Below are 19,293 nucleotides of genomic sequence, written 5' to 3' on the forward strand. Positions count from 1 at the left end.
CGGGTCACGAAACGCCCACGCCGCGTACTGCCACGGCTGCTTTCCGTGGCGATTCGCCGACCGCGCGCACGCCGAAAGCCCCGCCGCCGCCGGGATCCGGCAGACGACGGGGCGTCACACGGCAAACGCCGGGCCGGCGCGGTGAACCCACGCCGGGCCTGACGGTGAAGACTCAGCCTGCTTCGGCCCGCGGGCCGAACGAGTAGCCCTGACCACTGCCGGAATTGGCCGGCTGGCCCGAGTTCGACGAGGCCGAAGCCGGCGCCGCCGAACCACGGTCGTCGAGCTCACGCAGCTGGGACTCGAGGAATCCACGCAGCCTCGTGCGGTACTCCCGCTCGATCGTGCGCAGCTCCTCGATCTTCTTGCCCAGAGCGCCCTTCTCGGCGTTCAGGTTGTTCATCGTCTCGGTGTACTTGCGCTGCGACTCGCGTTCCATCGTGGTCGCCTTGTCACGGGCCTGACGCTCCAGCGTCTCGGCCCGCGTGCGCGCGTCGTTCAGCATGGTCTCGGCCCGCGTACGAGCCTCGTTGACCATCGAGTCGGACTTCGCCCTGGCATCGGAAAGCAGCTGCTCGGACTTGGTCCGCGCCTCCGCCAGCATGCCGTCGGACTCGGTCTTGGCCTCGGCGGTCAGCCGGTCGGCCATCTCCTGGGCCAGGCCGAGGACCTTGGCGGCCTGAACGTTCGGCTCACCACTGTCACCACCGACCATCGAGTGGGCCTGTGTCTGCTCCATCGCCGAAGCGGGGGGCGGCACGGGCGCCAGACGGCGGGAGGGCTCTTCCCGCACCGGCGGTGGACCGCTCACCTTCGCGTTCTCGAGCTCACCGCGGGTCGATTCCAGCTCGTTGTCGAGCTGTTCGACCTGCTGCCGCAGCTCGTTGTTGTCCTCGATCAACCGGGCAAGCTCGGTCTCCACCAGGTCGAGGAACGCGTCCACCTCGTCCTCGTTGTAGCCCCTCTTGCCGATGGGCGGCTTGCTGAACGCGACGTTATGCACGTCAGCGGGGGTCAACGACATCAGATCACCTCACGCACTCCATGGCCTGCAGGGTCCACCCAAGTTTCCCCGATCACCTGGGAGTTGCCAGTTGCATCGCAAAGAACACAACCAACAGCAGCACCATAATCGATAAGTCCAGTCCCATCCCGCCGATTCGAACCATCGGGATCATTCGCCTGAAGAGGCGAACCGGCGGGTCGGTCACTGTGTAGATGGTCTCGAGCGTGACCGCAACCCCTCCAGCGGGACGCCACTCACGCGCGAAGGTGCGCACAAGCTCGATCACGATACGCGCCGTCAAGAGCAGCCAGAAGGCGAACAGCACGTACCAGACCACCAGCCACACAGCATTCACGCGACCACTCTAGCGGGGTAGGCCCGGGGAAGCCGCAGCCAGCGGCCGCGACATCGCATCGAGTCGACAAAATCACGTTCTGCTGCGCCCAGCGGTCCGGTCTGCTTCAGCCGCGCAGGAACAATCCGCCCTCGGCGATCCGCCTGCGGTCCTCAGCCGTCACGTCGACGTCCGGCGGTGAGAGAAGGAACACCTTGTTGGTGACCTTGTCCATCGAGCCGCGCAGCGCGAAGGCGAGCCCCGCGGAGAAGTCGACGAGCCGCTTCGCGTCCGCGTTCTCCATCTCGGTGAGGTTGATGATCACCGGGATGCCCTCGCGGTAGTGCTCGCCGATCTGGCGCGCCTCGACGTAGCTCGTCATGTGCAGCGTCTTGATCCGGCTGAGCGCGTCGCGCGCCGGCGTCCGCACCGGCTCCGCGAGCGGGCGCAGCCGGGCGACCGGCTCGGGCTGGCGGTCGACGGCCAGCGCGCCGTGTGTCGTCGGCTCGGCCGTCACCGACCGTGACCGAGACCTCGGAGCGGGCTCGTCGTACGTGTCATCGGTCTCGCGGTAACGTGACCTGGATCGTGTCGGCGGCTCGTCGTAGGTGTCGTACTCGTCGTCGTAACCACGGCGGTACTCTTCGTCCTCGACCTCGTAGCCGTCTTCGTCTGCGGGCACCATCCCGAAGTAGGCCTTCAGCTTCTGCAGCGCGCTCATGCCTCTCCCTAGCCCTAGCCGCTCCCGCACCGTGCTACCCCACCCGGCCGCACACGAAACGTGACGGCCACGCGGACTCCCTACGGCGAGGCTAAACCGCGCCCACCGAGCAGCGCGGTTCCGACACGCACACAGGTTGAGCCGTGCGTGATCGCCTGTTCGAAATCATGGCTCATTCCGGCCGAGACTTCTACGGCATTCGGGTGATCTTCACGAAGCCGCCCTGATGCCTGGACCAGCCGGGCAAAGGCGCGGGAGGGGTCCTCGCCGAGGGGGGCCACGGCCATCACCCCGCGCAGTCGCAACTCACCCACATGGGCGATGTGATCGGCGAGCGCGGCGAGGTCGCCGAGCGGTGTCCCGCCCCGCGCGGGGTCGCCGTCGAGGCTCACCTGGATCAGCACGTCGAGGGGTTCGGCGCGCTCCCCCGCTTCCTGTGCGTTACCGACGGCCCGGCCGAGCGCGTCGGCCAGCCGGGCGGAGTCGACCGACTGGACCTCGGCCGCCCACCGGACGACGGAGCGGGCCTTGTTGCGCTGCAGGCTGCCGACCATGTGCCACCGCGGCGACGCGTCCGGGCGCAGCTGCGCCACCTCGGCCGCCTTGGCCCCGGCCTCCTGGTCGCGGTTCTCCGCGAGCTGGGTCAGGCCGAGATCGGTGAGCAGGGCGGCGTCGGCCGCCGGGAAGGTCTTGGTGACGCCGAGCAGGCGCACCTCGTCGCGGGCCCGGCCCGCGGCCGCACAGGCGGCGGCGATCCGCTCCTCGACCGCCTTGAGCGAGGCGGCCAGTTCGCCGTGGCGGTCGTCCGTCATCGGGCGCCCCCGCCCCGGCCCGCTGCGAGGTTTGGCCGATCGCGGGCGTTCACTCCGTCTCCAGCCAGGTGATGCCCGCGATCCGGCCGGTGGTGCCGTCGCGGCGGTAGCTGAACAGCGTCTTGTCCTCCGCGGTGCAGCGCGGGTCCACGCCGATCTTGCCGACGCCGTGGTCGGCGAGCTGCCGCCAGAGCCCGGCGCGCAGGTCGAGGCCCGGCGTGCCCTTGCGGGTCTTGGCCGCACTGCCGGGAACGTGCTTCTCGACGTCGGCCGCCATGGCGGCGGGCACCTCGTAGCAGTCGCCGCAGATGGCCGGGCCCAGCAACGCCTCGGTACGGCCGGGTTCGGCGCCCAGCCCGCGCATCGCCGCCAGCGTCGCGGGAACCACGCCGACGCGCGCGCCGACCCGTCCCGCGTGGACCGCCGCGACGACGCCGGCTTCGGTGTCCGCCAGCAGGAGCGGCACGCAGTCGGCGACGAGCACCACGAGCGCGACGCCGGGCTCGGCCGTCACCAGCGCGTCGGTCGCCTCGGCCGCGGCGGTCTCGGTGCCGTCGACGACGGTCACCGTGCGGCCGTGCACCTGCTCCATCCAGGCCAGCCGGTCCTCGGTCAGGCCCAGCTCGGTGGCCAGCCGCTTGCGGTTGGCATAAACGTCGCCCTCGTCGTCACCGACGTGGTCACCGAGGTTGAAAGTGTCGTACGGCGGGCGGGAAGCGCCGCCCGCCCTGGTCGTGACCACTCGTCGCAATCGCACCCCGTCATCCTCCCATTGCGTCGTCCCCATCCGGCCCGTGAACGCGGCGAAGGCCACCTCGAACCAGCCGAGGTGGCCTTCGCCGTGGAAACGGTCGTTACCGGCGCATGAACGGCGGCACGTCGACCTCGTCGTCCGACGGGTCGTCGTGCACCGTGGCCGGGCGGCTGGGCAGGCTGCCGCCGGTGCCGGAGCCGATCGGCGAGTAGCCGCGCGAGCCGCCGCCCGGCTGGGGCAGGCCGCCCGGCGGGGTGCCGGGCTGCGGGAGCGGCGGGTGCGTGCGCGGCGGCGCGACCGGGTAGCCCGAGCTGCTCGCGGGCGGCACCGGCGTGGCCCCGGACGGCGGGGCGGCGGGCGCCTGCCCGTTGCCCACGTGCCCGGAGGTGGCCGTGGCCGTGCTGCCACCCGAGCGCGAGCCGAACGCCGGCGGGTCGAGCTTCTTGTGCGTCGGCGCGCCCGCGTCGAAGCCGGCCGCGATCACGGTGACCCGGACCTCGTCGCCGAGCGAGTCGTCGATGATCGTGCCGAAGATGATGTTCGCGTCCGGGTGCGCGGACTCCTGCACCAGCGACGCGGCCTCGTTGATCTCGAACAGGCCGAGGTCGGAGCCGCCCGCGATGGACAGCAGCGCGCCGTGGGCGCCGTCCATGGACGCCTCCAGCAGCGGCGAGTTGATCGCCTTCTCCGCCGCCTGGATGGCCCGGCCCTCGCCGCGCGCCGAGCCGATGCCCATCAGCGCGGAGCCCGCGCCGGACATCACGCTCTTCACGTCGGCGAAGTCCAGGTTGATCAGGCCCGGCGTGGTGATCAGGTCGGTGATGCCCTGGACACCGGAGAGCAGCACCTCGTCGGCCGAGCGGAACGCGTCCATCAGGGACACGCCGATGTCGCCGAGCTGCAGCAGCCGGTCGTTCGGGATCACGATCAGCGTGTCGCACTCGTTGCGCAGCTGCTGGATGCCGTCCTCGGCCTGCTTGCCGCGACGCTTGCCCTCGAAGGTGAACGGGCGGGTGACGACGCCTATGGTCAGCGCGCCCAGCTTGCGGGCGATCTGCGCGACCACGGGGGCGCCGCCGGTTCCGGTGCCACCACCCTCGCCGGCCGTCACGAACACCATGTCGGCGCCCTTGATGACCTCTTCGATCTCTTCGCGGTGGTCCTCCGCGGCCTTCTGGCCCACTTCGGGCGCGGCGCCCGCACCGAGGCCACGGGTGAGTTCGCGGCCGATGTCGAGCTTGACATCGGCGTCGGACATGAGCAGCGCCTGTGCGTCGGTGTTCACCGCGATGAACTCGACACCCTTGAGGCCGACCTCGATCATCCGGTTCACGGCGTTCACGCCGCCGCCGCCGATGCCGACGACCTTGATCACCGCAAGGTAGTTGTGCGGGGGCGTCATCGGGTCCGCCTTCCTGATCGTGATGTGCTCGTGCTGCCCACCGGAGCCGCAACCCTCACCCTCAACTCGAGAATCAGAGTTATGTCAACCACCGGCGTTAGAGCAGGACGGTAGGCACCGGGCTGGCTCGAATCCAGTAGCCACGCCGTGTGCGGCAAAGGTGTTTTGCCACAACACGAACGCGAGCGCAAGAGCAGGAGCCCCGTCGGACCAGTGCCCGCGGGTCTGCTAAGGACGGAAAACCTCGTGCGGCGCGGCCTGCCCCTGAAGGCCACCATGAGGGACGTAGATGCCCTCATGGTGGCCTTCAGGGCGGACCGGCGAGCCGGATTCACACGGGCATCGGCAGCACGAGGACGACGTCGGACGACGGCTTCCCGGTGGGCGAGCCGCCGGCCTGCTCGACGCTGATCCCGACCTGGTCGGCGCGGCCGAGCCCGTCGGCCACGACGAGCGAGCCGTCCGGCCCGCCGGGCAGCAGGCCGACCGGGCGCGGCTCGACGCCCGGGCCCATCAGCCAGGCCTGGTAGACGTGCCCCGCGGGGTACGGCGGCAGGCTGTTCTCCAGGAACATCATGCGGTCGAGCTGCTTCGAGACGAGCACGGTCCCGCCGCCGCCCCCGGACGCGGCGGTGTGCGCGGTCTTCACGTCCGGCGCGGCCAGCAGCTCCGACACCGGCTGGTAGCGCCCGCGGGCCTGGTCGAGCTGCTCCTGCGCGGTGGTCAGCTGGCCCTGGGTGTGCAGCGCGACGCCGCCGAACACGCCGGCCAGCGCGAGGCCGACGACCGCTGCGGCCGCGGCGATGCCCAGCGCCCAGCGGCGGCGGACCCGCGGCTGTCCCGCCGGCTCCGGCGCCGTGACGGGCGGGAGCTGGCGCGTGGTGCGCATGGCGGCGAGCACGCGGTCCTTCATCTCGGGCGGCGGCTCCTCGGCCATCGCCGCGCCGAGCCGTCCCGCGGTCGCCTGCAGTTCACGGACTTCCTGCGCGCACGCCTCGCACTGCTCGAGGTGGCGGCGGAACTGCGCGCGCTCGAGGTCCGACAGGGCGTCGAGCGCGTACGCACCGGTCAACGTGTGCATGTCCGGCGTGGTCATGCGGTCACCCCCAGGCAGTCGCGCAGCCGGATCAGCCCGTCGCGCATCCTCGTCTTGATCGTCCCCTGCGGGGCCGACAGCACGTCGGCGACCTCGCGGTAGGTGTAGCCCTGGTAGTAGGCCAGCAGCACGGACTCGCGCTGCAGCTCGGTAAGGAACTTCAGGCAGCGCCGCACCTGCGAGCGCTCCAGGCTCGCGGTGACCGACTCGGCCACCTCGTCGAACGGGCGCTCCCTGGCCGCCTCGAACGTCGCCTTCTGCTCGCGTTCGGTGCTCGCCCGCGCGGAGCGCACCCGGTCGACGGCCCGGCGGTGCGCCAGCGTCATCGCCCAGTTCAGGGCGCTGCCCTTGTCCGCGGAGTAACGGGTGGCCGTCTTCCACAGCTCGATCAGGACCTCCTGCGCCACCTCCTCGGACTGCGCGGTGTCGCGCACGATCCGGCGGACCAGGCCGTAGACCGGCCCGGCCAGCTGGTTGTAGAGCAGCTCGAACGCGCGCTCGTCGCCCTTGGCGACCCGGCCCATCAGCTCCTCGGGCGTGGGCGCCGCGGGCTCGCCGGAGACCGGTGGCACGGCGGCCACCCGGCGCGGGCGGGCGGTCTCATCCATTCAGCTGTCCTCCGGAGTTCAACGGGGTCCGGGCGGCGATCGCCGCCTTGCGCCGCCACAACGTGATGCCGTGGCGGCGGATCAGGGCCGAAACCCGCTGCGGCTGCAGCGGCCGGCCGAGCACCACCCGCGCGAGCGAGCGGGTGTCCATGGGCCGCCGAACCCCTCGCAGCGTAGCGACCAGAGGTGTCGTTTCACCCCGGTGCAGCGCCACGGTGAGGGCGAGCAGCGCTTCCGGGCGCGGCAGGTGCATCCGGTATTCGCCGTCCATCTCCTGGAACGGGGACACGTAGAACTCCTTGTCCACGCTCGCCCGGTGGTCCTCGCCGGGCCGCAGCAGGTAGGCGTGGCGGCCACCGTAGGTGTTGTGCACCTCGGCGACCACGCATTCGAGCGCGCCGCCGGGGGTGTGGCACCAGTAGACGGTGATCGGATTGAAGACGTAGCCCAGCACGCGCGCGGAAGCCAGCATCGTGACCGGCCCGCCGCGCAGGTCCACCCCGCGGTGCGCGAGCCAGGTGTCCAGTTTGGACCGGATGGTGCCGCCGCCGCCCGGCGCGAAGTGGTCGCGGGCGTCGAACCGCGCGAACGGCCGCAGCCACCACGGCAGCCGCGGCAGCCGGTCGAGATCGGTGTGCCACAAGTACATCCGGTGCGCGAAGGCGTGCGGCGGGTCCGCGCTCCGGACGTGCCCGACGGTGGCGTCGTAGAGCGCGGTGCCCTGAATGACGGTGGTCACCAGGTCGCCCCCAGGCTCTCGGCGGCCCGCAAGCCGGACGAGCAGCCGTCCTCGTGGAAGCCCCAGCCGTGGTAGGCACCGGCGTAAGCGACCACACCGTCGTTCAGCCCGGCCAGTTTCCGTTGCGCGGCAACGGATTCCGGAGTGTAGACGGGATGCTCGTAGTCCATCTTCGCGACCACCGAGCCGGCGGCGGGCTCGGCACGCGGGTTCAGCGTGACGACGTAGCCCTCGGGCTCGTCGAGGCGCATCAGGCGGTTCATGTCGTAGCTGATCTGGACGGCGTCGCTGTCCGCGCCGCACACCGGCGTGCGGTAGTTCCAGCCGGCTCGCGCGGCCGCGACCGTGGGCAGCACGCTCGTGTCGGTGTGCAGCCAGGCTTCGTTGCGGGAGTAGCGGAACGCGCCGAGCACGTCCTGCTCCGCCCCGGTCGGCTTGCCCAGCAGCCGCAGCGCCTGGTCGGCGTGCGTGGCGATGACCACGTGGTCGACGCGGTGGGGCGTGTCGGCGTCGTCGCGGATTTCGACGCCGCGGGCGGTCCTCGTCACCGAGCGCACGGGTGTGGACAGGTGCACGGCGGTCAGCTGCTTCGCCGCCAGCTCGACGTACTCGCGCGAGCCGCCGACGACGGTCCGCCAGGTCGGCGAGTTCTGCACCGAGAGCAGGCCGTGGTTGCGGAGGAACTCGAACAGGTAGCGGGCCGGGTACCGCAGCGTGTCCGTCCGGTCGGCGGACCAGACCGTGGACACCAGCGGCAGGACGAAGTGATCGACGAAGTAGGCCGGGTAACCGCCGATGGCCAGGAACGCGCCCAGCGTGACGTCACCCGTCTCCGGCCGCGTCAGCACCCGCGACGCGTGCCGGTGGAAGCGCTTGACCTCGGCGAGCATCCGCAGGTAACGCGGGTCGGCGAGATTGCGCCGCTGGGCGAACAGGCCGCGCAGGCCCTTCGCGCCGGCGTACTGCAGGCCGCAGCCGTCGCAGCGGATGCTCATCGACATCTCGGTCTCCTGCGTCCGCACGCCGAGCTCGCCGAACAGGCGCAGGAGCGTGGGGTAGGTGCGCTCGTTGTGGACGATGAAGCCGGAGTCCACCCCGATCGTGCCGCCGTGCGCGCTGGGCACGTCGTGGGTGTGCGCGTGCCCGCCGAGCCGGTCGTCCGCTTCGAACAGCAGGACCTCGTGGCGGCGCTGCAGCAGGTAGGCGGCGGTGAGGCCGGCCACGCCGCTGCCGATGACTGCGATGCGTTGTCCCGTGGTGTGGTGCACGACAGGGATTCGGCGCCGCGCGGACCGCGGATGGGTGCGGGGTTCCGACCCATCCGCCCGGCCGCCGGCGGCGAATCCCGGGTATGCCGAAAAGCTCCGCGACCCGCCTGGCCACTTTCGCCGAACGCCTGCTCGGCACGCGGCTCCCGCTCGCCGTCCGCACCTGGGACGGCGAGCGCGTGGGCCCGGCCGGCCCGGCGGTGGTCCTGAAGAACCGCCGCGCGCTGCGCTGGCTGCTGTACTCGCCCGGCGAGCTGGGACTCGCGCGGGCCTACGTGTCCGGCGACCTGGACGTGGAGGGCGACCTCACCGAGGGGTTCCGGCGGATCTGGGCGTTGACGCGCTCGGGCGAGCTGAGCCGGGTCAAGCTCGCGCCACGAGACTGGGCGGAGGCGGTCTCGCTGGCCGCCCGGCTCGGCGTCGCCGGGCTTCCGCCGAAGCCGCCCGCGGAGGAGGCGAGGCTGACCGGTGTGCTGCACAGCCGGCGGCGCGACCGTTCCGCCATCGCCCACCACTACGACCTCTCCAACGCCTTCTACCAGCTGCTGCTGGACGAGTCGATGGCCTACTCCTCCGGGTACTGGACTTCGGACGAGCCCGGGTACACCGTCGCGCGGGCCCAGCACGACAAGCTGGAGATGATCTGCCGGAAACTGGGGCTGCGGCCCGGAAAACGGCTGCTCGACGTCGGCTGCGGCTGGGGCTCGCTGCTCGTCCACGCGGCGAAGCACCACGGCGTGGAGGCGGTGGGCGTGTCGCTGTCGGCCGAGCAGGTGCAGCACGTGAAGGGGCGGCTGGCGCAGCACGATCTGACCGGCCGCGTCGAGGTGCGCCAGCAGGACTACCGGGAGCTGGCCGGCGGGCCGTTCGACGCCGTCGCGTCCGTCGAGATGGGCGAGCACGTCGGCGAGGCGAACTACCCGGAGTACACCCGGACGCTGTTCCGCCTGCTCAAACCCACCGGACGGCTGCTGCTGCAACAGATGTCGCGCGGCGCGGTGGCGCCCGGCGGCGGCGCGTTCATCGAGCGTTACATCGCGCCCGACATGGCCATGCGCCCGCTGAGCCGCACACTGGGCCACGTGGAGAAAGCCGGCTTCGAGATCCGTGACGTCCACGCGATGCGCGAGCACTACGCCCCGACGGTGCGGGCGTGGCTCGACACGCTCGAAGAGAACTGGGATCAGGCCGTCGCGCTGATCGGCGAGGCCGGGGCGCGCGTGTGGCGGCTGTACCTGGTCGGCGGCGCGCTCGCGTTCGAGGAGAACCGGATGGGCGTGGACCAGATCCTCGCGGTGCGCCCGTCGGCGGCCGGCGACAGCGGTCTGCCGGCCACTCGGGAGTGGATGTGATCGGCCTCGGCGCGCTCGTCGCGATCACGGCCGGCGTCACGCTGGTCGCGGTGACCGTCACGTTCGGCATCGCCAGGCTGCGCGGGCGCTACGACACCGTCGATACGTTCTGGGGGCTGGGTTTCGCGATCATCGCCGTGGTCGCGTTCCCCTTCGGCAGCGGGCCGCTCTCGCTGCGGCTGGTGACGGCGGCGCTGACCGTGGTGTGGGCCGTGCGGCTCGCGGTCCACCTGCACCTGCGCAACCACGGCAAGCCCGAGGACCCGCGGTACGCGCGGATGGTGGAACGCGCCGGGGACAACCCGGGGCTGCGCATGTTCGTGCGCGTTTACCTGTTCCAGGCGGTGGTCCTGTGGTTCGTCTCGCTGCCCGTGCAGTTCGCGATGTACGGCGACGGGCTCGGCGTGCTGGGCTGGATCGGCGTGGCCGTCTGGGTGCTCGGCTTCGCCTTCGAGACGGCGGGCGACGAGCAGCTGCGCCGTTTCAAGGCCGACCCGGGCAACCGCGGCAAGGTGCTCGACACCGGGCTCTGGCGCTACTCGCGGCACCCGAACTACTTCGGTGACGCCTGCGTCTGGTGGGGCCTCTACCTGCTGGCGTGCTCGACGTGGCCGGGCGCGGCGACCGTGTTCTCCCCCGTCGCGATGACCTTGACGCTGGCCCGCGGCACCGGAAAACCCATGCTGGAGAAGGGAATGCGGCACACGCGGCCCGGCTACGCCCGCTACGTCGAGCGGACGAGCGGCTTCTTCCCGCTGCCGCCGAAGCGGCTCACTCCCCGGTGAGCCCGTCGGTCAGCTCGCGCAGCAGGTCGAGGTGGCCAGCCAGAATCAAACAAGGTGGCGGGCGATCTCCTCTGCGCTTTTCGGCCTATGGTGCGCCACGACCCAGCGGACGGTGAGCGGCTCCCGCTCCTTGAACACCACCGTGTCGTCGAACGCCCGCGCGGCCACGACCTCGCGGTACAGCGCCGTCTCCGCCTGGTAGTCCGCGATCAGCCGCTCGATCGGGGTGCGGTGGGCGGCGCGGAACTCGGCGTCCCGGTCGAGCGCGAGGGCGTCGGCCCATTCGTCGGGCTGACCGTCGAGGATCACCCGGAACCAGTAGTTCTCCACCAGGGTGAGGTGGCCGAGCAGCCCGGCGATGGTGGTCAGCTCACTCGGCAGCAGCGAGCGGCGGGCCTGCTCGTCGGTGAGGCCGGAGCACTTCCAGACCACGCTGGCGCGCAGGAAGTCGAGGAAGCCGGTGAGCTGCGTGCGCTCGTCGCCGGCCATCGGCGGGTCGGGGCGCGTGGGCGGATCCGGCCGGGCCGGCCGTTCGGAGCAGGCGGGCGCGCCGGCCGTTTCGGTCATGCGGGCAGTCTGCCGCATGGGGGCGACAAGTTTTCCCGAGATAACTTGCGCGCAATGTAATTGCGCGCTACCTTTGCCGCAGAAGCTTACGGAAGAACTCACGAGGAGGCACCATGCCCAGCCGCGACGCGACCACCCACTGGACCGGCGGACTGCAGAAGGGCAACGGCGAGGTCACGCTCGACTCGTCCAACGCGGGCACGTTCACCGTGTCCTTCCCGACCCGCGCCGGCAACCCGGACGGCCAGACCAGCCCGGAGGAGCTCATCGCCGCCGCGCACTCCTCGTGCCTCGCGATGAACCTGTCCGGCGTGCTGGAGTCCCAGAAGCTGGAGGCAGAGTCCATCGACGTCTCCGCCGAGGTCACCCTCGGCCCGGCCGACGGCGGCGGCTTCGAGATCAGCGGCATCGCGATCACCCTGCGCGCCAAGCTGGACGGCGTGACGGCGGAGCAGTTCGCGGAGCTGGCCTCCACCGCCGAGAAGACCTGCCCGGTGTCGAAGGCCCTGTCCGGCACCACGATCACCCTGGACGCGGCGCTCGCCTGACGTTCTCCGCGAAGGCCCTCTCACCCGGTGCGGCGAGAGGGCCTTCGCGCTGTGTACCGCTGATCAGCCGCCGAACGCCCCGGCGTTCGCCACGGCCCACTCGGCGTAGGTGGTCCCGGGGCGGCCCAGCAGCTCCTCGACGACGCCGGTCGGCACCTCCGGGTGCTCGAGCGTGGCGGCGAACCCGTCGAGCAGCCAGTCGGCGACGTCGTCGGGGAAGCCCTGCGCCACCCACTCGTCGTGCTGCTCGGCGCGGGTCAGTTCCACGAACGGCACCTCCCGCCCCAGCGCCGCCCCGATCGCCGCGGCCATCTCGCGCTGCGAGAGCGCCTGCGGTCCACTGAGGACATACGTGGCCCCGGAATGCCCGGGCGTGACAAGGACATGCGCGGCGACGGCGGCGATGTCGCGGAGGTCGATCAGCGTCAGGGTCGAGTCGCCGGACGCCGTCCGCACCACCCCGGCCTCGCGGACGGAGCCCGCCCAGCCGAGGGTGTTGTTCATGAACCCGCCGGGCCGCAGGAAGGTCCGGTCGAAGCCCGCGGCCGTCACCGCCCGCTCGACGGCTTCGAACTCGTGCCCGCTCGACCCCTCGTGCTCCTGGCCGATGCTGGTGCCGGACAGCGCGACCACCCGCCGGATCCCCGCGTCGGCGGCCAGCTCGCAGAACCGCGTGACCGTGCGGGCCATCGGCGCGAGGTAAACCGTCTCGATTCCCTTCAGCGCCACCGGCAGCGTCGACGGCCGCGCCAGCGACCCGACGACCACCTCGACCCCCTCGGGCAGCGCCGCCCGCTCCGGATCGACAGTCAGCGCGCGCACCGCGGCACCCCGCTCCAGCAGCTCGTCCACCACCAGCCGCCCGACGTTGCCGGTCGCCCCCGTTACCAGGATCGTCATGCGTTCCCCATTCTCGTATGACATACGGACATGATCACCGTACGCCATACGGAGAAGTTCGTGCCAGTGAAAATACCCCGGAAGGTCAGGAGGTGATGGTCGGCAGTTCCGGCGCCGAGACGTCGTAGACCTTGCCCGGCTGGGTGAGCAGGGCCGCGAGGACCTTGGCCTTGCGGTCGGTCTTCCCGGCGTCGCCCCAGCGGACCGTCTTGCCGCCGGCGAGGGTGAACTCGACGCTGGCCGGCGTCTGCGCCGTGGCGGTGGTGACCTGTTTGAGCAGGGCCTGCGGGATCACGCCGAGCACCGCCGTCACCGCACGGGTCACCGGGTCGTCGGCGGAGACCTTGGGCAGCTTCAGCTCGGGCAGGCCCGCCGGACGGTCCTTGACCGTCTTGAACACCACGCCGCCGCCGTCGACGAGGTGGTAACCGTCGCCGCCGGGGCCGCTGTCGAAGAACGCGATCGCCGCCCGCTCGGTCACCGCGATCTCCACGGTGCTGGGCCACGAACGGGAGACGTCCACCGTCGCGATGCCGGACATCGCCGCCACGCGGTCGCGGATCTCGTCGACGTCGACCCGCAGCATCGGCTTGTCGGCCGGGACCGCCGCGGTCGCCCGGATCTGGTCCGCCGACACCTGTTTCGCGCCCTGCACCGAGACGTCCTTCACCCCGAGCAGCGAGCTGAAGAACAGGAAGTACACCAGCGCGACGACGGTGACCACCGACAGCAGCGCCACCCAGCGCCGGCGGATCTCCGTGCGCCGGGTGGGCCGGGCGGGCCGGGCGGGCCGGATGCGCGCCGAGGCCGGGGTCGCGGCCGGACGCGCCGAGCGGCCCGACCGCGTGCGACGGCGCTCTTCCTCCGAGCGCCGCCCCCGCCGCTCCCGCGCCAGGGCAGCCCGGTCCCGCTCGCCCTGTTCGGACTCCGGCGGCCGGCGGTGCTCCCTGGTCGAACTCATGCGCCCGTGGTCCGCCGGTCCAGCTCGGCCAGGATCTCCGGGCCCAGCTGCGTCACGTCGCCCGCGCCCATGGTGACCACGAGGTCACCCGGCTTCACCAGGTCGGCGACCAGGCGGGCGGCGACGTCGAACGCGGGCTCGTAGCGCACGGAACCGCGCACCCGGTCGGCGATCAGCGCGCCGGTGACCCCGGGCACGGGCTCCTCGCGCGCGCCGTAGACGTCCAGCACCACCACCTCGTCGGCCAGCGACAGCGCCTCGGCGAACTCGGGCGCGAACGTCTGCGTGCGCGAGTACAGGTGCGGCTGGAAGACCACCAGCACGCGGCCCTCCCCCGCGGCGGTCCGCACGGCGCGCAGCTGCGCGTCGACCTCCGTCGGGTGATGGGCGTAGTCGTCGTAGACGCGGACGTCGCCCGCGCGGCCCTTGAACTCGAACCGGCGGCGCACCCCGCCGAACGCGGCCAGCCCCTCGGCCAGCCCGGGCACCGGGGCGCCCAGCTCGACGCCGGCGAGCAGCGCGGCGATCGCGTTCAGCGCCATGTGCTCACCCGGCACCGCGACCCGGACGTCCAGCTCTTCGCCGTCCAGCGCGATCCGCACGACCCCGCCGTCGGGCGCGGGGGTGTAGGCGAGCACGCGGGCGTCGCCGGCACCGGTGGCCGCGCGGCCGTAGCGGCGCACGCGCACGCCCGCCGCCTCGGCCTCGTCGCCCAGCTTGGCCGCGCCCTCGTCGTCGGCGCAGACGATCAGCAGGCCGCCCGGCTCGACCCGGGCGGCGAACTCGGTGAACACCCGCACGTACGCCTCGGCGGTGCCGTGGTGGTCGAGGTGGTCCGGCTCGACGTTCGTCACCACCGCCACCGACGGCGTGTAGGTCAGGAACGAGCCGTCGCTCTCGTCGGCCTCCGCGACGAAGATGCCGCCCTCGCCGTGGTGGGCGTTCGCGCCGGACTCGTTGAGGTCGCCGCCGATCGCGAACGACGGGTCCATCCGGCAGTGCTGCAGCGCGACGGTGAGCATCGACGTGGTCGAGGTCTTGCCGTGCGTGCCGGCGATGCAGGCGACGCGGTGCCCGGCCATCAGCCCGGCCAGCGCCTGCGCGCGGTGCAGCACCGGGATGCCGCGCGCACGGGCCGCGGCCAGCTCCGGGTTGGTCTCCTTGATCGCGGTCGACACCACGACGGCGGACGGCGGCTCGGGCAGCGCGTCCAGGTTCTCCGCGCGCTGGCCGACGAACAGCCGGGCGCCCTGCGCGCGCAGCGACAGCAGCGCGCGCGATTCCTTGGCGTCCGAGCCCGACGCCTGCGCGCCGCGGGCCAGCAGGATCCGGGCGATGCCGGACATCCCGGCCCCGCCGATCCCGATCAGGTGCGCGCGGCGCAGCTCTTCCGGCAACCGCGGTTCCTCCGGTGAGTCAGGCACCAGCGGCCTCCAGCACGATCTTGGCGAGCGTCTCGTCGGCCTCGCGGTGGCCCAGCCCGACCGCGGCGGAACTCATCGCCGCGACCCGGGCGGCGTCGACGACCAGCGGCACGACCAGCTCGGCGATCTTGCCCGGCGAGAGGTCGGCGTCGGTCACCATCAGGGCGGCCCCGGCGTCGACCGCCGGCTGCGCGTTCACGGCCTGCTCGCCGTTTCCGTGTGGCAGCGGCACGAACACCGCGGGCAGCCCGACCGCGGACACCTCGGCCGCGGTCATCGCGCCCGAGCGGCACACCACGACGTCGGCCGCGGCGTAGGCCAGGTCCATCCGCTCCAGGTACGGCACCGGCACGTAGGCCGGGCGGCCCGGGAACTCTTGCACCGCAAGGGTGTTCTTCGGGCCGTGCGCGTGCAGCACGCCGATGCCGGCGTCGGCGAGCTCCTTGGCGGCGCCGGAGACGGCGGCGTTGATCGACGCCGCGCCCTGCGAGCCGCCGAACACCAGCAGCGTCGGGGCGTCCGGGTCGAGGTCGAAGAACTTGCGGGCCTCGGCGCGCAGCGCGGCGCGGTCCAGCGAGGTGATGGAGCGGCGCAGCGGGATGCCGACGACCTCGGCCTTCGGCAGCGGCGTGCCGGGCACGGCGACGGCGACCCGGGTGGCGAACCGCGCGCCCACCTTGTTGGCCAGGCCCGGCGCTTTGTTGGCCTCGTGCACCACGATCGGCACCCGGCCACGCGCGGCCAGGTACGCCGGGAGCGCGACGTAACCGCCGAAGCCGACCACGACGTCGGCGCCGACGCGTTCGAGCACTTCCCGCGTGCGGCGCACCGAATCGCGGACCTTCAGCGGCAGCCGGAGCAGCTCCGGCGTCGCCTTGCGCGGCAGCGGCACCGGCGGGATCAGCTCGAGCGGGTAGCCGCGGGCGGGCACCAGCTTGTTCTCCAGGCCGCGCTCCGTGCCGAGCGCCACCACCTTCGCGTCGGGGCGCAGCCGCATCACGGCGTCGGCCAGCGCGAGCGCGGGTTCGATGTGTCCTGCGGTGCCACCTCCGGCGACGACCACCGTCGGCACCTTGCCGACGGGCGATCGCTCGGCTCCCTTGACGGGCTTACTCACCAAGTACCTCTCCGGTTCGCGGTGCCCCTGGCCCCGCGGTTCGCTGTTGTCCGCGCCGCGCTGGTGCGCGCGGTGGTGGTCCGCCGCACGGGTTGCCGGACCGTCCGGCGGCGCTCCTGTGCCGGTGCGGGCCGGGCTGTGCGCGGCGCCGGCCGGGCTGTCTTCGCCCCCGAGCCCGCCCCGCGCGCGGCCTGGCCCTTGCGGGTGGTCGGCGGGCGGTACGGATCGGGCGCGGGCAGCCTCAGCAGGCGTCCGAATTTACCCGGGCCCTGCGAACGCAGTGCGGCCACCGCCTCCGGTTCGTGCCGGGCGGCGTTGGCGAGCACGCCCATGATGAGCATGGTGATCACCAGCGAGGTGCCGCCGTAGGAGATCAGCGGCAGCGTGACGCCGGTGACCGGCAGCAGGCCGACCACGTAGCCGATGTTGATGGCGGCCTGCGCGACCAGGAACATGGTGAGCGTGCCGGACACGATCCGGATCCACGGGTCGATGTTGCGGGTGGCGATGCGCAGGCCCACCACGGCGACCGCGGCGAACAGCGCCAGCACCACCACGCAGCCGACGAACCCGAGCTCCTCGCCGATCAGCGCGAAGATGAAGTCGTTCTGCACGTTGGGCAGGTAGCCCCAGTTGGACGCGCCCTGGCCGAGACCCTTGCCGAACAGGCCGCCGTCGGCGAGCGCGAGCTTGGCCTGGTTCGCCTGGTAGCCCTCGACCGTGGTGTCGGCGTTCGGCGACAGGAACGACATCACGCGCGCGAGCCGGTACGGGGCGATGATCGCCAGCACCAGCACGCCGGCCAGGCCGCCCGCGAGCAGCACGCCGAACAGCCGTTTCGGCGCGCCCGCGAACCACAGCAGGGACAGCAGCACCACGGCCAGGGTGATCGTGCCGCCGAGGTCGGGCTGGAGCATGACCAGCGCGAACATCACCAGCGCGACCGGGACCACCGGCACCAGCAGGTGCCGCCACTGGTGGATCACGTTGTACTTGATCACCAGGATGTGCGCGCCCCAGAACGCCAGCGCCACCTTCGCGGCCTCCACCGGCTGGAAGGTGAACACGCCCAGCTTGAACCAGCCCTGCGAGCCGTTGACCGTCGAGCCGAGCGGCGTGAGCACCAGCAGCAGCAGGCCGAGGCAGACGACCACCATGGTCGCCGACATCCGGCGGATCCGCTCCAGCTTCACCCGCAGGCCGAACCAGAACACGACCGAGCCGATCGCGACGAACATCAGCTGCCGCATGAACATCGAGTAGACGCCGCTGCCGGTCTTCGGGTCGTAGGAGGAGACCGACGACGCGGACAGCACCATGACCATGCCGATCACGGTCAGCACGCCGGTCAGTGCCAGCACCAGGTGGAACGACGCCAGCGGCCGGGACAGCCAGGCGGTCAGCGCCGAGCGGAACGCGACGAACACGCTTTCCTTGCGCTCCCGGCGCCGCGGCCGGCCTTCGGGCTTCTTCTCGTCAACTGCCGTCATTCGGGGCCCCCGCCGCACCGTCGGCCAGGACACGCACCGCGCTCGCGAACGCGTCGCCGCGCGCGCCGTAGCCCGGGAACATGTCCAACGACGCCGCGGCGGGGGCGAGCAGCACCACGTCACCAGGGCGAGCCATCTCGCTGGCCGCACTCACCGCCGCAGTCATGGGCTCATCGTCACCCGGACGGAGGCTGTTCACCGGGACATCCGGCGCGTGTCGCGCCACAGCGGCCGCGATCACGGGTGAATCCACCCCGAGTAGCACGACTCCGCGCAGCCGGCCGGCGATCGAGGCCACCAGTTCGTCGACCGACGCGCCCTTGAGCTGGCCCCCGGCGATCCACACCACGCTGGCGTGCGAACGCAGCGAGCCGGCGGCCGCGTGCGGGTTGGTGGCCTTGGAGTCGTTGACGTAGCGGACGCCGCCGATCTCGCCGACCTCGGCGGCCCGGTGCGGCGCGGGCTGGTATTCGCGCAAGCCCTTGAGAACGGCCTCGGGACTGGCGCCGTGGGCGCGGGCGAGCGCGGCGGCGGCCAGCGCGTTCGCGACGTTGTGCGGCCCGGCCGGGCGCACGTCGGCCAGCGTCGCCAGCTCCTCCGCACTGGTCGCCGGGTCGGCGACGAAAGCCCGGTCCACCAGCAGGTCCTCGACCAGGCCGAGTTCACCGGCGTACGGCGTGTCCAGCCGGAACCCGACGCGGCGGGCGCCGTCGGGCGCGTGCTCCTCGGCGATCCGGGTGGACCAGTCGTCCTCGGCGTTGTGCACGACGATGCGCGAGTGCGTGTGCGCACGGCCCTTCGCGGCGGCGTACTCCTCCATCGAGCCGTGCCAGTCGATGTGGTCCTCGGCCAGGTTGAGCACCACGGACGCGTCCGGCGCCAGGGTCGAGGACCAGTGCAGCTGGAAGCTGGACAGCTCCACGGCGAGCACGGCGTGCCCGGCCCGGACCGCGTCCAGCACCGCGTAGCCGACGTTCCCGCAGGCCACGGCGTCGACGCCGGCCGCGCGCAGGATCGACTCCAGCATGCCGACGGTGGTGGTCTTGCCGTTGGTCCCGGTGATCACCAGCCATGACGGCGGCCGCTCGCGCAGCTGCCCGACCCGCCAGGCCAGCTCGACGTCGCCGATCACCTCGACGCCGGCCGCGGCGGCCGCGACCAGCAGCGGCGAGGTCGGCCGCCAGCCGGGGCTGGTCACCACCAGCGCCGTGCCCGGCGGGGGCTCGGCCAGCCCGGGCACCAGCTCGGCGCCGAGGCCGGCCAGCTCCGCCAGCCGCTCGGCGTTGCCGTCGGTGACGGTGACGTGCGCGCCCAGCTCCCGCAGGACCGGGACCACCGACTTCCCGGTGACCCCGGCGCCCGCGACGAGCACGGACTTGCCGTCGAGGTCCAGTGCGGCTCGGGACAGT

At 72.3% G+C, this 19,293-nt stretch carries 20 protein-coding genes; 3 read left to right on the forward strand and 17 right to left on the reverse strand.

The genetic code is table 11. The annotated features are described in order from the left end of the window. Nucleotides 1-172 precede the first annotated feature (172 nt). From wag31 to OG943_RS20585, 10 genes are all read right to left on the reverse strand, one after another. Nucleotides 173-1,024, reverse strand: a complete 852-nt coding sequence (gene wag31, locus OG943_RS20540; RefSeq protein ID WP_328611407.1) for a DivIVA-like cell division protein Wag31 — start codon at nucleotides 1,022-1,024, stop codon at nucleotides 173-175. Between the two features lie 52 nt (nucleotides 1,025-1,076). Continuing rightward, nucleotides 1,077-1,352 carry a YggT family protein gene (locus tag OG943_RS20545; RefSeq protein ID WP_091616814.1) on the reverse strand — a complete coding sequence of 92 codons (276 nt, stop codon included), beginning with the start codon at nucleotides 1,350-1,352 and terminating at the stop codon, nucleotides 1,077-1,079. A gap of 115 nt (nucleotides 1,353-1,467) precedes the next feature. After that, the gene (locus OG943_RS20550) at nucleotides 1,468-2,061 is read right to left on the reverse strand and encodes a cell division protein SepF (RefSeq protein WP_328611408.1); all 594 of its coding nucleotides are present in this window, start codon (nucleotides 2,059-2,061) and stop codon (nucleotides 1,468-1,470) included. 80 nt (nucleotides 2,062-2,141) lie between these two features. After that, nucleotides 2,142-2,873, reverse strand: coding sequence for a YggS family pyridoxal phosphate-dependent enzyme (locus OG943_RS20555; protein ID WP_328611409.1), 732 nt, complete (start codon nucleotides 2,871-2,873; stop codon nucleotides 2,142-2,144). A gap of 49 nt (nucleotides 2,874-2,922) precedes the next feature. Continuing rightward, nucleotides 2,923-3,630 carry a peptidoglycan editing factor PgeF gene (gene pgeF / locus OG943_RS20560; protein ID WP_328611410.1) on the reverse strand — a complete coding sequence of 236 codons (708 nt, stop codon included), beginning with the start codon at nucleotides 3,628-3,630 and terminating at the stop codon, nucleotides 2,923-2,925. Nucleotides 3,631-3,727: 97 nt separating this feature from the next. Then, nucleotides 3,728-5,029: a cell division protein FtsZ gene (gene ftsZ, locus OG943_RS20565; protein WP_328611411.1), complete on the reverse strand. Its 1,302-nt coding sequence runs from the start codon at nucleotides 5,027-5,029 to the stop codon at nucleotides 3,728-3,730. 331 nt (nucleotides 5,030-5,360) lie between these two features. After that, complete coding sequence (locus OG943_RS20570) at nucleotides 5,361-6,125, reverse strand: anti-sigma factor (protein WP_328611412.1); 765 nt, start codon at nucleotides 6,123-6,125, stop codon at nucleotides 5,361-5,363. Next, nucleotides 6,122-6,733: an ECF RNA polymerase sigma factor SigK gene (gene sigK / locus OG943_RS20575; RefSeq protein WP_328611413.1), complete on the reverse strand. Its 612-nt coding sequence runs from the start codon at nucleotides 6,731-6,733 to the stop codon at nucleotides 6,122-6,124. Before sigK ends, OG943_RS20570 begins: the two co-directional genes overlap by 4 nt. Continuing rightward, complete coding sequence (locus tag OG943_RS20580; RefSeq protein WP_328612110.1) at nucleotides 6,726-7,460, reverse strand: DUF1365 domain-containing protein; 735 nt, start codon at nucleotides 7,458-7,460, stop codon at nucleotides 6,726-6,728. The genes sigK and OG943_RS20580 overlap by 8 nt, the downstream gene beginning before the upstream one ends. An 8-nt stretch (nucleotides 7,461-7,468) precedes the next feature. Next, nucleotides 7,469-8,740, reverse strand: a complete 1,272-nt coding sequence (locus OG943_RS20585; protein ID WP_328611414.1) for an NAD(P)/FAD-dependent oxidoreductase — start codon at nucleotides 8,738-8,740, stop codon at nucleotides 7,469-7,471. Nucleotides 8,741-8,823: 83 nt separating this feature from the next. Here OG943_RS20585 and OG943_RS20590 point away from each other — a divergent pair, with 83 nt between their 5' ends. Together OG943_RS20590 and OG943_RS20595 are read left to right on the forward strand one after the other, a co-directional pair. Next, complete coding sequence (locus tag OG943_RS20590; protein WP_328611415.1) at nucleotides 8,824-10,092, forward strand: cyclopropane-fatty-acyl-phospholipid synthase family protein; 1,269 nt, start codon at nucleotides 8,824-8,826, stop codon at nucleotides 10,090-10,092. Then, the gene (locus OG943_RS20595; protein ID WP_328612111.1) at nucleotides 10,092-10,877 is read left to right on the forward strand and encodes a DUF1295 domain-containing protein; all 786 of its coding nucleotides are present in this window, start codon (nucleotides 10,092-10,094) and stop codon (nucleotides 10,875-10,877) included. Before OG943_RS20590 ends, OG943_RS20595 begins: the two co-directional genes overlap by 1 nt. 45 nt (nucleotides 10,878-10,922) lie before the next feature. Here OG943_RS20595 and OG943_RS20600 read toward each other — a convergent pair whose 3' ends face one another. Continuing rightward, nucleotides 10,923-11,366 carry a mycothiol transferase gene (locus OG943_RS20600; protein WP_328612112.1) on the reverse strand — a complete coding sequence of 148 codons (444 nt, stop codon included), beginning with the start codon at nucleotides 11,364-11,366 and terminating at the stop codon, nucleotides 10,923-10,925. Between the two features lie 191 nt (nucleotides 11,367-11,557). Between OG943_RS20600 and OG943_RS20605 the strand changes: the two genes are divergently transcribed. After that, nucleotides 11,558-11,992, forward strand: coding sequence for an OsmC family peroxiredoxin (locus OG943_RS20605; RefSeq protein ID WP_328611416.1), 435 nt, complete (start codon nucleotides 11,558-11,560; stop codon nucleotides 11,990-11,992). A gap of 63 nt (nucleotides 11,993-12,055) precedes the next feature. Here the strand turns inward: OG943_RS20605 and OG943_RS20610 are convergent, their stop codons facing one another. From OG943_RS20610 to murD, 6 genes are all read right to left on the reverse strand, one after another. Further along, nucleotides 12,056-12,892, reverse strand: a complete 837-nt coding sequence (locus tag OG943_RS20610; RefSeq protein ID WP_328611417.1) for an NAD(P)H-binding protein — start codon at nucleotides 12,890-12,892, stop codon at nucleotides 12,056-12,058. Nucleotides 12,893-12,977: 85 nt separating this feature from the next. After that, nucleotides 12,978-13,853: a cell division protein FtsQ/DivIB gene (locus OG943_RS20615; RefSeq protein ID WP_328611418.1), complete on the reverse strand. Its 876-nt coding sequence runs from the start codon at nucleotides 13,851-13,853 to the stop codon at nucleotides 12,978-12,980. Beyond that, nucleotides 13,850-15,277 (reverse strand): UDP-N-acetylmuramate--L-alanine ligase, encoded by a 1,428-nt coding sequence (gene murC, locus OG943_RS20620; RefSeq protein ID WP_328611419.1) that lies wholly within the window; start codon nucleotides 15,275-15,277, stop codon nucleotides 13,850-13,852. Before murC ends, OG943_RS20615 begins: the two co-directional genes overlap by 4 nt. Next, nucleotides 15,270-16,394 carry an undecaprenyldiphospho-muramoylpentapeptide beta-N-acetylglucosaminyltransferase gene (gene murG, locus OG943_RS20625; RefSeq protein ID WP_328611420.1) on the reverse strand — a complete coding sequence of 375 codons (1,125 nt, stop codon included), beginning with the start codon at nucleotides 16,392-16,394 and terminating at the stop codon, nucleotides 15,270-15,272. Before murG ends, murC begins: the two co-directional genes overlap by 8 nt. Then, the gene (gene ftsW, locus OG943_RS20630; protein WP_328611421.1) at nucleotides 16,391-17,884 is read right to left on the reverse strand and encodes a putative lipid II flippase FtsW; all 1,494 of its coding nucleotides are present in this window, start codon (nucleotides 17,882-17,884) and stop codon (nucleotides 16,391-16,393) included. The genes murG and ftsW overlap by 4 nt, the downstream gene beginning before the upstream one ends. Next, nucleotides 17,871-19,277: a UDP-N-acetylmuramoyl-L-alanine--D-glutamate ligase gene (murD, locus tag OG943_RS20635; protein ID WP_328612113.1), complete on the reverse strand. Its 1,407-nt coding sequence runs from the start codon at nucleotides 19,275-19,277 to the stop codon at nucleotides 17,871-17,873. Before murD ends, ftsW begins: the two co-directional genes overlap by 14 nt. Between the last annotated feature and the right edge of the window lie 16 nt (nucleotides 19,278-19,293).

This window comes from Amycolatopsis sp. NBC_00345 (genome assembly GCF_036116635.1).
Lineage (GTDB): Bacteria > Actinomycetota > Actinomycetes > Mycobacteriales > Pseudonocardiaceae > Amycolatopsis.